Here is a 13706-nt window from a genome sequence, read left to right as displayed (position 1 = left end):
ACACCGCCGCTCCGGCGGCGTCGCGCCGCGCCGCCCTGCGCGCTCCCGCGACCGAGCCCCGCGCCCGAAAAGCCGGAGGAGCGATTGACAGGGATCTTGCTTCTAGTACCGTCCACCTAGGATCGTCTCGTTCACGATCACCAGGGTTCCTATGGATCTTCGTCAATTCCTGGCGCACGCGGTCCAGATCGCAGCGGCGCTGTCGAAACTTCATCGATCGGGCATTCTGCATCTGGATATTCGCCCAGCGAACATCTCGACGCACCCGGAGACCGGGGAGGTTGCGCTCCAGGGCGGCCTCGGCGCGTCGCGCGGCGACATGGGCCTCTCCGACCATACGAAGATCAACCCGCTCTCGCTGCCGTACGTCGCCCCCGAGCGGACGGGGCGTGTCGACTGGCCGATCGACGAGCGCGCCGATCTGTACTCGCTCGGCGTCACGCTGTACGAGATCCTGTCCGGCAAGCGGCCTCACGAGGCCGAGGACGCGCCGGGGTGGGCGCACGCCCACATCGCGAGGCCCCCGGTGCCGCTCTCGGAGGTGGTCCCGAACGTCCACGGGGTCGTCGCCGCGATCGTCATGAAGCTCCTCGCGAAGGCGCCGGAGGATCGTTACCAGACCGCCCTCGGGCTCTGGTCGGACCTCCAGATGTGCCTCACCGAGCTGGAGGAGCTCGGGATGATCGACATCTTCCCGCTCGGGACGTCGGACATCCCGGACCGGCTCCAGCTCCCGACGAAGCTCTACGGTCGGAAGCGCGAGCGCGCGCTCCTGCTCGAGGCGTTCGAGCGCGTGGTCGCGACGGGCACCGCCGAGCTCGTGCTCGTCGCCGGCTACTCGGGCATCGGGAAGACGTCCCTCGTGCGGGAGGTGCAGGAGCCCATCGTGCGCGAGCGCGGGGCCTTCATCTCCGGCAAGTTCGAGCAGCTCCAGCGCGACATCCCGTACCGCACCATCGCCCAGGCGTTCGGCGAGCTCGTCCGGCAGATCCTGACGGAGAGCCCGCAGGCCCTCGCGGCGTGGCAGTACCGGCTGCGGGACGCGCTCGGCGAGGAGGGCGCGCTCATCACCGACATCATCCCCCAGCTCGCCCTCGTCATCGGCGAGCAGCCGCCGGTGCCGCCGCTCGCGCCGGCCGAGGCGCGCAACCGGCTCGTCCGCGTGTTCCACGCCTTCCTCGGGGCGGTCGCCCGCAAGCGGCACCCGCTCGTGCTGTTCGTGGACGACCTCCAGTGGGCGGACCCGGCGAGCCTGCGGCTCCTCCGCGATATCGTCGCCGTGCCCGAGAAGCGCCACCTCCTCATCATCGGCGCCTACCGCGACAACGAGGTGAGCCCCTCGCACCCGCTCACGGGCGCGCTCCAGCAGATCCGCGCGGCCGGCGCGCGCATCTCGACGATCAGCCTCGAGCCGCTGCCCCACGAGAACGTCCTCCAGCTCGTCATGGACACCTTCCGCTGCGACGACGAGCACGCGGCGCCGCTCACCCGGCTCCTCGTCCAGAAGACGGGCGGCAACCCGTTCTTCGTGGGCCAGTTCCTGATGGAGCTCTATCGCGAGAAGCTGGTCCGGCTCGATACCGACAGCGCCGTCTGGTACTGGGACATCGAGGCGATCGCCGCGCAGAACCTGACCGAGAACGTCGTCGACCTGGTGCTGAGCCGCCTCCGGCGGCTCGACGCCGAGGCGCAGCGCGTCCTCACCATCGCCGCGTGCCTCGGGACGCGCATCGACGCCGAGGTGCTCTCGGACCTCTACGGCGAGTCGCCGCAGACGACCCACGCCACCATCGCCCCGGCGATCCGCGATGGGCTCGTGGCGAGCCGGGACCAGACGTACAAGTTCCTCCACGACCGCGTGCAGCAGGCCGCTTACCTGCTCATCCCCGAGGAGAAGCGCGCCGAGACGCACCTCCGCATCGGCCGCCTGCTCCTCGTGCAGACGCCCGAGGACTCGCTGGAGGATCGGCTGTTCGAGATCACGAACCAGCTCAACATCGGCTCGTCGCTCGTGCGCGATCCGGGCGAGCGGCGCAGGGTGGCCGGCCTGAACCTCCGCGCCGGCAGGAAGGCGAGGGCCTCCGGCGCCTACGGATCGGCGGTCAGCTACTTCTCCGCCGGCGCGTCGCTCATCGGAGAGGACGACTGGGCGGAGGACGACGACACGCTCGCCTTCGCACTCCACCTCGAGCGCGCCGAGAGCGCGTGCGTCAACGGGGAGTTCGAGACGTCGATCCGGCTGTGCTCGCTCCTGCTCGAGCGCGCGCGGACCCGGCTCGACAAGGCGGCGGTCTACTCCGTCCTGATGCAGAACCACACGGCCCGCTCCGCGCACGATCACTGCGTCGCCGTGGGGCTCGTGTGCCTCTCGCTCCTCGGCATCGAGATCCAGCCTCACCCGACCGACGCGGAGGTGCTCGAGGAGCTCGCGCGCCTGCGCGACGCGCTCCGCGAGCACACCGCCGAGCAGATCCTCGCCCAGCCGAGGATGACGGAGCCGTCGATCATCACCGCCATGAGCGTGATGGCGGTCATGTACGCCTCGTCGTTCTATACGGACCCGAACCTCAACGATCTGCTCGTCTGCCACATGGTCCGGCTCAGCCTGCGCCACGGCAACGCGAACGCCTCCGGCATCGGGTATGCGAGCCTGGGCAAGGCGCTGTGCGTGAGGCTCAACGCGTACCGGGACGGCGACCGGATCGGGAAGGTGGGGTACGACCTCACGGAGGCGCTCGGCGCCGTCGAGTACAAGCCTCAGGTGACGAACATGCTCGCGTCCGTCATCTCCGTGTGGACCCGCCACGTCGACGCCTATGTGAGCTACTCCCGCGTCGGCATCCAGGCCTCGAACGACGTCGGCAACCTCACGTGGGGGAGCTTCAACTACCTCCAGCTCGCGCTCGCCCAGATCGTGCGGGGCGACCCGCTGGAGGAGACGTACAAGGTCACCGTGAGCGCGGTGGACTTCGCGACCAAGGCGAAGATCATGTTCATCGTGGACGCGGTGACGAGCATGCAGCGCTTCGCCCAGGCGCTCCAGGGCTTCACGCGCCAGCTCGGCACGCTGAGCGGGGACGACTTCGACGAGCAGGCGTTCGCGGAGCGCCTCGAGAAGGAGAGCTTCCCGAGCGTGCGGCTGGTCCTTTACGTGATGAAGACCGCGCAGCACCTCCTCTCGGGCGACTACGAGGCTGCGGCCGCGGCCGCCGACGCCGCGGAGCGCAACATCTCGGGCGGGAACGGCATGATCCTGTCCGCCGAGCATGAGTATTACGCGGCGCTCGCCAGGGCGTCCTATGCGGCGCTCGCCCCGGAGGAGGCGCAGGCCGCGCTGCGGGCTTCGCTCGCGAGCCACGAGCAGCGCCTGGGCGTGTGGGCCGAGAGCTGCCCCGGGAACTTCGCCGGCAAACACGCGCTCGTGTCCGCGGAGATCGCGCGGGTCGAGGGCAGGCACCTGGACGCGGCGGCGCTCTACGACCGCGCGATCGTGGCCTTCAGGGAGAGCCGCTTCATCCACCAGGAGGCCATCGCGAGCGAGCTCGCCGCGCGCTTCTACCTGGATCGCGGCTACACCGGCCTGCCCGGGCTTTACCTGAGGGAGGCGGTGGCGGCGTACTCCCGCTGGGGCGCGAGCGCCAAGGTGAGGCAGCTGGAGCAGCGGCACGCGCTCGTCCTGGATCAGGAGCAGCACCGCGCCACCGGCAGCAGCGTCATCGCGATGGCCGCGGAGGCGATCGACGCGCAGACCGCCGTGAAGGTCTCGCGGACGTTGTCGAGCGACATGACCCCGAAGGAGATGATGGAGTCGCTCATGCGGCTCGTCGTCGAGCACGAGGGGGCGGAGCGTTGCTGTCTGCTCCTCACCGGGGACGGGCTGCGGCTCGCCGCCGAGGCCGTGGTGGACCGCGAAGGGACCAGCATCCGCGTGTTCGAGCGGAGCACGGCGCCGGTCGCGACCCGCGTTCCGGCGTCGATCGTCAACTACGTGGAGCGGACGCGGGAGCGGGTGCTGCTCAGCGACGTGGCGGCGAGCAGCGCCTTCGCGACGGACGAGTACCTCGTGCGGGAGCGGCCGAAGTCCGTGCTCTGCATGCCGCTCATGAAGAGCCCCGGCGAGGTGGGCGGGCTCCTGTACCTGGAGAACCGGCTGGTGCACGGCGCGTTCATCCTGCGCCGGCTGTCGCTCCTCGAGTTCCTGGCGGCGCTCGCGCTGCAGAACACCGTGCTCCGCGGCGAGCTGGAGCAGGAGGTGGACAGGCGCCAGCGGACCGAGGAGGCGCTGCGCCGGAGCGAGAAGGCGCTGCGGGATCTGGCGGAGTCGGCCGACGTGATCTCGTGAGCTCGTGAAGCTCGGGGGGCCTGCCGAGCTGGGCGGCCCCCAGCGAGGGTGGCCGCCGCGCGGCGCGGGGGACGGGCTGAACTCGCCTTGGACGTCGTGTCCCCTCCGTGCTGCGCACTCCGGAGACACGACGTCATCTGGGCTCAAACAACAGCCCGTCCCCCGCGCCGCGCGGCGGCCACCCTCGCTGGGGGCCTGCGGTCGGGTGGAGTCGGGGGCGAGGTTTAGGCGCCCTCGAGGACGTGGCCCACGCGGGCGAGGAACGGGTTGTCCGACACGGAGAGGTGGATCTGCACGAAACGCCAGCGGGATTCATGGCGCTCCACCGTGCAGGTCAGACGGAGGGCGGGCAGGTCGAAGCGCACGCCGGCCATCTCGGTGTGGATGCCGAAGCCGGCCGTCCCGGCGCACGCTGCCGCCCCACCGGCCAGGAGGCGCACGTGGATGTCACCGGTGATCCTGCACTCGAGAGCCTTCAGGACCTCGCTCTGTCGCCGGAAGGAGCGCTCGACGTCGGCCCACCGGGTGAAATGCAGCTTGTCGTGCGTGCCGTAGAAGATCAGCGCGTCATCGTGAACGAACATTCCGCCTAGCGCGTCGAGATCGCCTTGTGCGAAGGCGCGGGCGAAATCGATGAGCATCTGGCGAACCGAACCTTCGGGGCTCGCCGGTTGTCTTTCCGAGGACTCCATACGACTGGCTGCTCCCGCGTCGAGACGACGCCTGATCTCGGCCGAGAATACGACGGGCCGGGGCGACGCGCGACCCCGGCGTCCCTGTGCAGCCCGCTCGCCCGTGTGCCGGCGGGTCGCCCGCGGGCGGACCGAGCCGCGCCGTCAGGGCCTGCGCGCTGCGGCCGGTTCACGGCCGAGAGCCCGGAAGACACGAGGCGGGCGCCGCCGAGGGCCAGCTCCCGGCGCCCTGATCCGGTCCACGCGCCCACGCGGCAGGATGTGAACGCCTCTGGGCCGCCTCGTGCCCGACCCGAGGGGAGGTGATAATCTCGGCTGGATGCCGCCTCACCACCTCGCTCAGGTCAACATCGCCTTGCCCCTGGAGCCGCTGGACTCGGCGTTGCTTGCCGATTTCGTGTCCGCGCTCGACCCTGTCAACGCGCTTGCCGACGCCGCGCCCGGGTTCGTGTGGCGGCTGAAGGAATACGGCGGCAACGCCACCGCGGTGCGGGCGTTCGGCGACGATCGGATCCTCGTCAACATGTCGGTGTGGGAGTCTGCGGAGGCCCTGTCCGACTTCGTCTTCCGCAATCCCGAGCACGCCGCCGTGATGCGCCGCAGGCGGGAGTGGTTCGTCCCGATGCGGGAGGCCATCACCGCGCTGTGGTGGGTCCCGGCCGGGCACACCCCGACCGTCGCCGAGGCCGAGGAGCGGCTCGAGCACCTCCGCCGGCACGGACCGACGCCCCGCGCGTTCACCTTCCGCCACCTGTTCTCCGCGCCGGACGTGCTGGCCGCCCCCGTCCCCGGCGACGAGGCGCTGCGCTGTCCGGCCGGCTGAACGGGCGCTCGCGGCGCGCCTCGTCCTGGACATGCCCGGCGCGCGGGCCGAGATCGTCGCGTCGTCGCGCGCGGGCGGCAGAGCAAGCTTCCGGCGGATCTCCTCGGCGTGTCCCCGGGGGGTCCTCGGTATGCTCGCGCCGATGATGAGATTGACTTGCTGGACTGCTGGTCTGCTTGCCGCCGCAGCCTCGTTGATCGCCCTCGAGTCCAGCGCGGACGCGTGCGGCGCCTCGTCGTCGGGTCTCCAGGGCACCTTGCCGGAGAGCGGTGCGACGTACCCTGCGAACGCGGCGATCTTCTTCGAGGGGTACGACATCTCGCTGGAGGGGGTGTCCGTGACGGTGGACGGCGAGCCCGCGCGCCTCGTGGCCGTGCCGGACGTCCTGGCCGGGTACACGCTCGCCGGGCGGATCGAGCCGACGCCCGGCAAGGGGCAGGGGATCGTGATCGAGGGCGACTTCTGCGCGCCAGAGCCGTCGTGCGGGGTGACGAGGATCGAGCTCACGGCCGGCGACCCCGACACGACCGCTCCACCGGCGCCCGCGGCGCTTTCGTTCGACGTCTACCAACACGCTGCCCACGCGCCGAACAATTGCGAGTCGCCCAGCAGCATCAGCTGGTGGATCACGGCCGCGGGGGAGGCCGCGGGCGCTGGAGAGAGCCCCGTGATCTACAAGGTCGAGGGGTTCCGGGACGACACGTTCACGGAGCTCGCGTTCTCGTGGAACCAGCTCGTGGAGGCCTCGCCGGTCGAGATGAACCTCCGCGCGACCAGAGACGTGCTCGGCGGCACCGACGCCCCGGAGGCGCTGTGCTTCAGGATCCAGGCGACCGACGCGGCCGGGAACGCCGCGAGCGGGGCGGTGCACGCCTGCAAGCCGTGCAACTACCGAACGGATCCGGAGGGAGCTGGGCCGATCGAAGCGAGCCCTCCGGACGAGCCGGAGTGGACGTCCGCGGATCGTTATCCCGGAGGGACGTGCGCTCCAGGGGAGGGGGCCGGCGCCGGTGGAGACGGCGGCGGCGGCGGGGAGGGCGACAGCGGCGACGGCGAAGGCGAAGGTGACGGCGGAGCTGGCGACGACGGCGGCAGCCTGGACGACGACACGATCGTGCGTGGCTGCAGCTGCCGGGCGGCCGGCAGCGACGGCGCGGCCGGAGGTGGGGCCCTCGGGGGCGCGGCGCTCGCGCTGCTCGCCTGGGCCGCGCTGGTCGGGCGACGGAAGCGCTGAGTCGGGCTCCGTCGGAGGGCCCTGAGGCGCGCTGCCGGAGGTGCTGAATCGCGCTGCCGGCGGTGCCGCTCAGACCACCCGCGCCAGCACCACGACCGAGTAGCCGACCGCCGGCTGCTTGCCGGGGTTGTGGTACGAGTGGCGCTGGTCCCCGCGGAACACCGCGACGTCGCCCGCACCCAGCGAGAACCGCTCGCCGCTGACCACGAGCTCGAGCGTGCCTGTCTCGCACGTCAGGTACTCGCGTGTCCCGGGGGTGTGCGGGACCCCCGTCATCCTGCCGCCCGGCGGGATCTCGATGCGATCCATCTCCATGCCCGGGATCGGGTCCGGGAGCAGCTTGCGCACCAGCGCCTGCCCTGGGGAGCGCGTGGGCAGCCCGTCGCGCGCGTAGAGCTGGCAGGCGGCGCGGGGCGCGGCGAGCATCTCCTCGATCGAGACCTGGAGCGCCGCGGCCGCGCGGTGCAGGACGCCGAGCGTCGGGTTCGCCGCGCCGGACTCGAGGTGCGCCCAGGTCGCCCGGGGCACGCCGGCGAGCTTGGCCAGCTGCTGCTGCGTCAGCCCGCGGGCCTCGCGCAGCTGCTTGATGTTCTTCGCGAGCCTCCCTGAGAGCGCCACATCCTGGTCCATGCCCGGACATTAGCACGATTCCAATGCGTTGGAGACCTGTCCAACACATGAGCGGGCGCGCGTTAGGGTGTGCTCGAGGAGGAATCACGATGAACAACGAATCGACCGGAAGCGAGACGCTCATCCAGGCCGGCGACATCCCGGCGGCGCCGCGCGACGTCCACGCCGCGCGCGACGTCCACGCCGCGCGCGACGTCCACGCCGCGCCGTTCGCGCCGCGCGCGGCGCTCGTGACGGGGGCGAGCCGGGGGCTCGGCGCGGCGCTCGCGAAGGAGCTCGCCCGGAGGGGCGCGCAGGTGGTCCTGGTCGCGCGCGAGCGCGCGCCGCTCGAGGCGGTGGCCGCCGAGATCAACGCGCAGGGCGGCGTCGCGCACGCGCTCGCGGCGGACATCGGCGACAAGGGCCAGACGTACGCCATCGCCGGCGCGGCGGCGGCGCTCGTGGGGCCCATCGATCTGCTCGTCCACAACGCGAGCACGCTCGGCAGGACGCCGCTGCCGATCCTGCTCGACACCGAGTGCGAGGATCTCGGCCGGGTGCTCGAGGTCAACGTGGTCGGCCCCTTCCGCCTCACCAAGGTGATCGCCGGCGCGATGGCGCTCCGGCGGCGCGGGGTCGTCGTCCACATCAGCTCGGACGCGGCGGTGAACGCTTATCCGCGGTGGGGCGCTTACGGCCTCTCCAAGGCGGCGCTCGATCACCTCTCCCGCACCTGGGCCGCCGAGCTCGAGGGCACGGGCGTCTCGTTCTACTCGGTGGATCCCGGCGAGATGAACACGAGGATGCACGCCGAGGCCATCCCCGAGGCGGATCCCAGCGCGCTCGCCGATCCCGCGGACGTCGCGCGCCGGATCGTCGCGCTCGTCGCCCGCGCCGGCGAGGTGCCGAGCGGCGCCCGCGTCGAGGCCTCGCGCCTCCCGGAGGCGCCATGAGCCCCGCCACCTGGCCGCGCGACAACCCCCTCGAGGAGCGGCTCCTGCACGTGGATCCGCGCCTCGGGCGCCTCCGCGACGGGCGCATCGCAGACCTGCCCGCGCTGCTCCAGCCGGGCGATCTCCTGGTCGTCAACGACGGCGCCACCCTGCCGGCCTCGCTCCGCGGCGCGACCGAGGGCGGCGCGCCGGTGGAGGTGCGCCTCATCGGCGAGCTGGCCGACGAGGGCCGCTACGCGGCGCTCCTCTTCGGCGCCGGCGACTGGCGCACGCGCACCGAGGACCGCCCGGCGCCGCCCGCCCTCGGCCCGGGCGACGTGGTGCGCTTCGGCGACGATCTCTCGGCCGCGGTCGAGCGCGTCTCGGCGGCCTCGCCGCGCCTCGTCGAGATCGCCTTCCGCGAGCGCGGCGCGTCGCTCTGGTCGGCGCTCTACCGGCGTGGGCGCCCGATCCAGTACGCGTACGTCGCGGCCCCGCTCGAGATCTGGCACGCGCAGACGCGCTACGCGAGCCGCCCGCTCTGCGCCGAGCTCCCCTCGGCCGGCCGTCCGCTCGTGTGGAGCCTCTTGCTCGACCTGATCCGCCGCGGCGTCCGCGTCGCCTCGCTCACGCACGCCGCCGGGATCTCGTCGACCGGCGATCCGGCCCTGGACGCCCTGCTCCCGTTGCCGGAGCGCTTCGACATCCCGGAAGAGACGGTGTCGGCGGTGCGCGAGGCCAAGGCGGCAGGCCGCCGGGTCGTCGCGGTGGGCACCACGGTCACGCGCGCCCTCGAGGGCTGCGCCGCCCAGCACGGGGGCGAGCTCCGCGCGGGCCCGGGCGTGACGGATCTCGTCCTGCGCCCCGGCTTCCGTCCCAGGGTGGTCGACGGGCTCCTGACCGGCGTGCACGACCCGACGGAGAGCCATTTCCGGCTGCTCGAGGCGTTCGCGCCGGCAGAGCTGCTCCACCGCGCTAACGCCCACGCCGAGCAGGCCGGGTATCTCTGCCACGAGTTCGGCGACTCGTACCTTGTCCTCAGCTGAGCGCCTGGAGGTGAATGGAATCACGGGGGCGGGAGGCAAGGAGGAACCGCCGTGACGCGCCGCCTGCCCCCGTCCGGCGGCGCCCGGAAGCAGGGTGCGGCGACGGGGCGGATCCGGTAGAGGATGGCGCTGTCCATGGTCGAACCGCACGAGACCCCTTTCACGTTGCTGGGCGGCGAGCCGGCGGTGCGCCGGCTGGTCGAGCGTTTCTATGACCTCATGGCCCGCGACGAGCCGGCGCTCGCGCGCCTCCACGTCTGCGACGAGGGCGGCCAGGTCTGCCGCGAGAGCCGCGACCGGTTCGCCCTCTTCCTGATCGGCTGGCTGGGCGGCCCGCAGGACTACATCGCGGCGCACGGCCACCCGCGGCTGCGCATGCGCCACGCCCGCGTCCCGGTCGATGTGGCGATGCGCGACGCCTGGATGCGCTGCATGCGTGCGGCCATGGCTGAGCTCGACGTGCCCGAGCCCCTCCGCGCCTTCCTCGACCAGCGCCTCGGCGAGGTGGCGGACTTCATGCGCAATCGACCGGGCTGATCCAGGTGCGAGCCCCGGATCGTACCCGGCTTGGCGCGGGTCTTGCTGAAAACTTCAGCATGAAAACACCGAAGAAGGACGAGCCGGCAAGGACGATCCCCGGGCGCGACAAGGCGGCGCCCGCCGCGGGGGAGGACCAGGCGAAGGAGTCGACCGAGGGCGACCCGGCCGGCGGCGCTGCCAAAGGAGCGTTGGCCGGCGGCCTGCTCGGAGGTGGTGCCGGCGCGGCGATCGGCGCCACGGGCGGTCTGATCGGCGGCGCGCTCGGCGAGGACGAGGACTCCGGCAAATAGCCTGTCCGATCCGCTCAGCGGAGGGCCGAACCTAGGTGGAAGCCTTCGGGCTCTCCGCCCGTGCCTTCAGCGACCTGTCTTCGGCGCTTGAGCGCCGAGCGGCGCGTCGTCCGCGCCGACCTACACCGCGCAGACCGGGCCGGCGCCATCGAAAAGCTGCTGTCCAATAGGCATTCCGCGCGCTCCAAGGTACGGTTGGTCGCGGCTTCGATGGAGGTTTTTCAATGCGCGCTCTTCGATTCGTTATCTTGTCGCTCGCCTGTGGTCTGTTGCTCGGCGCCTGCGGGGACTCCTCCGACGCGCTCTCTCCCGAGGACTGCGAGGACGCTGGCGGCTACACGATCCCCGACCCCGGCGACGGCAGCAGCCAGCGCGACGGCTGCCCCGCGGGCGAGGAGCTCCTCGGGAACGTGGAATTCGGCATCGAAGGCGGCATCTGCTGTCGCCGCTGACGTCGGACGCCCGGGGAGCCCCGCGACGTTCGCTACGTGAACGTCCTTCGTTGACCGCTCACGAGAAGCGAACGCGCAGCGACTGCGGACCCCGGTCCTGGAAATTGGATCCCGCGTAGCTCAGCCTCTCCTCGGCGAGCTCCCACCGCGGCAGGGAGAGCAGCCCGCGGAGCGCCTCCTCGGCCTCGATGCGGAGGAGCGGAGCCCCCGGGCAGTAGTGGACGCCGCTCCCGAAGGTCATGTGCCGGTTCGGCTGGCGGGTGATATCGAAGCGGCTCGGCTCCGGGAACAGCTCGGGATCACAGCCCACCGCCGCGGTCATCGCGAACACGAACTCCCCCTTCGCGATCTTGACGCCGCGGATCTCCGTGTCCTCGGCGCACAGGCGGTTGATCGAGAGGATCGCGGGCTCGCAGCGCAAGCCCTCCTCGATGGCGCCCCGCAGAAGCCCCGGATCTCGGCGGAGCCTGGCGAGCTCCTCCGGGTGCTTGAGGAGCGCGACCACCGTGTTCGCGATCTGGTTCATGGACGTGACGAACCCGGCCCCGACCATCTGGAAGCATTGCACCGCCGCCTCCCCCTGGAGATCCGGGCTCTCCTCTTCCGCCGCGATGAACCGGCTCGCCACGTCGTCGCGCGGCGCCTTCCGGCGCTCCTCCACGAGGCGCGCCATGTAATCGGCCATGTCGCTCGTGCTCTGCTTCACCGTCCTCTTCACCTCGTCCGAGGTGAGGTTACCGCCCGTGGGCTTCACGATGTCGGTCGACCAGCGCATGAACATCGGCCGATCGGCGTCGGGGATCGAGAACATGTCGGCGATCGTGGTGATGGCGACGACCTCGGCGAGGCCCGAGACGACGTCCACCTCGCCCTCGTCCCGCTTCACCATGGCCTCGATGTCGGCCTGGGCGCTGAGGAGGAAGCACCGCGTCGGCTCGAAGAAGTAGATCGGCGCCTCGGCGCGGAGCCGCTCGAACGTGGGGAACGGGTCGGCGAAGAAGCGCTCGCTCGTGAGATCGATGCCAAGGTGCTCGGTCATGGGATCCTCCTGCGTCTGGCGCGTGGCGCGCGCGAGTCCATCGCCGCGCCGCGCCGCGCCGCGCCGCGCCACGCCTCGCCTCGACGAGGAACAGCAGCACCCGCGCGGCGCCGGCGCGCCCGGCGCGCGTCATCGTCGGCGCGCCTGCAGCCCGCGTTTTGCTCACCTCCTCCTCTATGTGGTATGCGGGCGCGACTTCGTCGGCCGTGTGACCGCGCGCGCAGGGGCTCCGCCCGGTGAGGGAAGCCGCCGCCGTGGCCGTGGCCGTGGCCGCGGCAACCGGTTGAGACGTCGAGACATCCAAGCGAGGCCCGCGCGCAACACGAGGTAGGGCGCGCATGTCGCGGCCCGGATGGTGGCCCAGATGGCCGTGCGCTGGCCGGCCATTCCGGCCGACGGGACGGCCACGCGGCGGGCCGACACCAGGCGGAGAAGCCATGTGGCCCGAGATCTCCGCGCCCGATATCAGGCCGAGATTTTGCAATCTCTACAGCCGGCTGCCGACGCTCGCAGGGAAATGAAGGCGAGCCCGGTACAGCCTCGATCTTGGCCCGCGCATGTGCGCTGGTGTAGCCAAGAGTGGGAAGAGGTAGACGTGCGAACCCTGGGCTTCACAGTACTGACACTGCTCGGCGTCGCGGCCTACGGCTGCGGCAGTCACTCGGACACGGAGGGGGGCGACGCTCGAAGCGTCGAGATTCGCGATCTGTCGGCGGAGATGTCCGGCGCTTCGCAGGCCGCGCCTCCGCAGGCGGAGACGCCGCCGGCGCAGGCAGAGACGCAGCCGGCGCAGGCGGAGGCGCAGCCGGCGACCGATGGGCCGCTGCAGACGGACACCGACGGGCCGCTGGCCGAGCCCACGGCGAGCGAGGCGGCGGCCGCTCTGCCTGGACGGACCGATGGCTGCCCCGGCGGGATGGTGAGGGTGGAGGGTGAGTATTGCCCCGCGGTGGTGCAAGAATGCCTCGAATACCACCCCGAGTGGACGAAACGCCACGGCGAGCCGGGTGTGGCCGCCCGGTGCCTGCGTTTCCGTGAGCCGTCGCGGTGCGTCGCCAAGAAGAACGAGAATCTCTCCTTCTGCATGGACCGTTACGAGTACCCGAACGTGCCGGGCGAGCTGCCGCGCACGTTGACCTCGTGGGAGCAGGCCGCGGATCTCTGCGCGGCGCAGGGCAAGCGGCTGTGCACCGAGGCCGAGTTCAACTTCGCCTGCGAGGGCCCCGAGCAGCTGCCTTACGCTTACGGCTACGAGCGGGACGCCGAGACGTGCAACCAGGACCGGGACTACCGTTTTCCCGACCACTCGCAGCGGCTGCTCCACTACGAAGCGTGCCAGCAGAACGAGCGGTGCGCCGCCGAGCTGGCGCGCCTGGACGGCCGCGAGCCGGCCGGCGCGCGCGCGGCGTGCGCCTCGTGGGCGGGCGTCTTCGACCTGAACGGCAACGTCAACGAGTGGGTGGTGCGCACCGACCAGAAGGCCCCCTACCGCAGCGGGCTCAAGGGCGGATGGTGGGGTCCCATCCGGAGCCAGTGCCGTCCGATGACGACCTTTCACAAGGAAGACGACTACGGCTACGAGGTCGGCTTCCGCTGCTGCGCGGACGCCGAGCCGCAGGCCGTGGAGTGAACGCGGCGGACCCGCGACAAACACCCCCCGGGACGCACGGGCGAGGGGCGGCCCGAAGAGGGTGCGCGCCTCGCCCG

At 71.7% G+C, this 13706-nt stretch carries 12 protein-coding genes; 9 read left to right on the top strand and 3 right to left on the bottom strand.

Annotated elements, in window-relative coordinates; genetic code table 11:
* The first annotated feature begins 151 nt into the window (after positions 1–151).
* Positions 152–4342, top strand: coding sequence for an AAA family ATPase (locus WMF43_RS28765; protein WP_437669404.1), 4191 nt, complete (start codon positions 152–154; stop codon positions 4340–4342).
* Positions 4343–4566: 224 nt separating this feature from the next.
* Here the strand turns inward: WMF43_RS28765 and WMF43_RS28760 are convergent, their stop codons facing one another.
* The gene (locus WMF43_RS28760) at positions 4567–4983 is read right to left on the bottom strand and encodes a nuclear transport factor 2 family protein (RefSeq protein WP_437669402.1); all 417 of its coding nucleotides are present in this window, start codon (positions 4981–4983) and stop codon (positions 4567–4569) included.
* A 370-nt stretch (positions 4984–5353) separates the two neighbouring features.
* Between WMF43_RS28760 and WMF43_RS28755 the strand changes: the two genes are divergently transcribed.
* Together WMF43_RS28755 and WMF43_RS28750 are read left to right on the top strand one after the other, a co-directional pair.
* Positions 5354–5857 carry a DUF3291 domain-containing protein gene (locus WMF43_RS28755; protein ID WP_437669400.1) on the top strand — a complete coding sequence of 168 codons (504 nt, stop codon included), beginning with the start codon at positions 5354–5356 and terminating at the stop codon, positions 5855–5857.
* Positions 5858–5999: 142 nt separating this feature from the next.
* The gene (locus tag WMF43_RS28750) at positions 6000–7091 is read left to right on the top strand and encodes a hypothetical protein (RefSeq protein WP_437669398.1); all 1092 of its coding nucleotides are present in this window, start codon (positions 6000–6002) and stop codon (positions 7089–7091) included.
* Positions 7092–7160: 69 nt separating this feature from the next.
* On the opposite strand, the gene WMF43_RS28745 is transcribed toward WMF43_RS28750, so the two are convergent.
* Positions 7161–7721 (bottom strand): helix-turn-helix domain-containing protein, encoded by a 561-nt coding sequence (locus WMF43_RS28745; RefSeq protein ID WP_437669397.1) that lies wholly within the window; start codon positions 7719–7721, stop codon positions 7161–7163.
* 89 nt (positions 7722–7810) lie between these two features.
* Here WMF43_RS28745 and WMF43_RS28740 point away from each other — a divergent pair, with 89 nt between their 5' ends.
* The 5 genes from WMF43_RS28740 (at position 7811) to WMF43_RS28720 (ending at position 10960) form a co-directional block, all read left to right on the top strand.
* Positions 7811–8653: an SDR family NAD(P)-dependent oxidoreductase gene (locus WMF43_RS28740; protein ID WP_437669395.1), complete on the top strand. Its 843-nt coding sequence runs from the start codon at positions 7811–7813 to the stop codon at positions 8651–8653.
* The gene (locus tag WMF43_RS28735; protein ID WP_437669393.1) at positions 8650–9678 is read left to right on the top strand and encodes an S-adenosylmethionine:tRNA ribosyltransferase-isomerase; all 1029 of its coding nucleotides are present in this window, start codon (positions 8650–8652) and stop codon (positions 9676–9678) included. Before WMF43_RS28740 ends, WMF43_RS28735 begins: the two co-directional genes overlap by 4 nt.
* A gap of 135 nt (positions 9679–9813) precedes the next feature.
* Positions 9814–10215, top strand: coding sequence for a group II truncated hemoglobin (locus WMF43_RS28730; RefSeq protein ID WP_437669391.1), 402 nt, complete (start codon positions 9814–9816; stop codon positions 10213–10215).
* Between the two features lie 59 nt (positions 10216–10274).
* The gene (locus tag WMF43_RS28725) at positions 10275–10508 is read left to right on the top strand and encodes a hypothetical protein (RefSeq protein WP_437669389.1); all 234 of its coding nucleotides are present in this window, start codon (positions 10275–10277) and stop codon (positions 10506–10508) included.
* 224 nt (positions 10509–10732) lie between these two features.
* Complete coding sequence (locus WMF43_RS28720; protein WP_437669388.1) at positions 10733–10960, top strand: hypothetical protein; 228 nt, start codon at positions 10733–10735, stop codon at positions 10958–10960.
* Positions 10961–11018: 58 nt separating this feature from the next.
* Here WMF43_RS28720 and WMF43_RS28715 read toward each other — a convergent pair whose 3' ends face one another.
* Positions 11019–11999: a cytochrome P450 gene (locus WMF43_RS28715; RefSeq protein WP_437669386.1), complete on the bottom strand. Its 981-nt coding sequence runs from the start codon at positions 11997–11999 to the stop codon at positions 11019–11021.
* Positions 12000–12594: 595 nt separating this feature from the next.
* Between WMF43_RS28715 and WMF43_RS28710 the strand changes: the two genes are divergently transcribed.
* Positions 12595–13629, top strand: coding sequence for an SUMF1/EgtB/PvdO family nonheme iron enzyme (locus tag WMF43_RS28710; RefSeq protein ID WP_437669385.1), 1035 nt, complete (start codon positions 12595–12597; stop codon positions 13627–13629).
* Positions 13630–13706: the final 77 nt, after the last annotated feature.

The organism is Sorangium sp. So ce131 (assembly GCF_051519095.1).
Lineage (GTDB): Bacteria > Myxococcota_A > Polyangia > Polyangiales > Polyangiaceae > Sorangium.
Note: the sequence above shows the minus strand (reverse complement) of the source record. Positions and strands in the feature narration are given on the sequence as shown.

What these genes read in the sequence shown, in the direction of transcription:
- WMF43_RS28715 (WP_437669386.1), bottom strand. Translation starts at nt 11,999, where the DNA reads ATGACCGAGCACCTTGGCATCGATCTCACGAGCGAGCGCTTCTTCGCC.
- WMF43_RS28735 (WP_437669393.1), top strand. Translation starts at nt 8,650, where the DNA reads ATGAGCCCCGCCACCTGGCCGCGCGACAACCCCCTCGAGGAGCGGCTC.
- WMF43_RS28730 (WP_437669391.1), top strand. Translation starts at nt 9,814, where the DNA reads ATGGTCGAACCGCACGAGACCCCTTTCACGTTGCTGGGCGGCGAGCCG.
- WMF43_RS28765 (WP_437669404.1), top strand. Translation starts at nt 152, where the DNA reads ATGGATCTTCGTCAATTCCTGGCGCACGCGGTCCAGATCGCAGCGGCG.
- WMF43_RS28740 (WP_437669395.1), top strand. Translation starts at nt 7,811, where the DNA reads ATGAACAACGAATCGACCGGAAGCGAGACGCTCATCCAGGCCGGCGAC.
- WMF43_RS28720 (WP_437669388.1), top strand. Translation starts at nt 10,733, where the DNA reads ATGCGCGCTCTTCGATTCGTTATCTTGTCGCTCGCCTGTGGTCTGTTG.
- WMF43_RS28750 (WP_437669398.1), top strand. Translation starts at nt 6,000, where the DNA reads ATGATGAGATTGACTTGCTGGACTGCTGGTCTGCTTGCCGCCGCAGCC.
- WMF43_RS28755 (WP_437669400.1), top strand. Translation starts at nt 5,354, where the DNA reads ATGCCGCCTCACCACCTCGCTCAGGTCAACATCGCCTTGCCCCTGGAG.
- WMF43_RS28760 (WP_437669402.1), bottom strand. Translation starts at nt 4,983, where the DNA reads ATGCTCATCGATTTCGCCCGCGCCTTCGCACAAGGCGATCTCGACGCG.
- WMF43_RS28745 (WP_437669397.1), bottom strand. Translation starts at nt 7,721, where the DNA reads ATGGACCAGGATGTGGCGCTCTCAGGGAGGCTCGCGAAGAACATCAAG.
- WMF43_RS28725 (WP_437669389.1), top strand. Translation starts at nt 10,275, where the DNA reads ATGAAAACACCGAAGAAGGACGAGCCGGCAAGGACGATCCCCGGGCGC.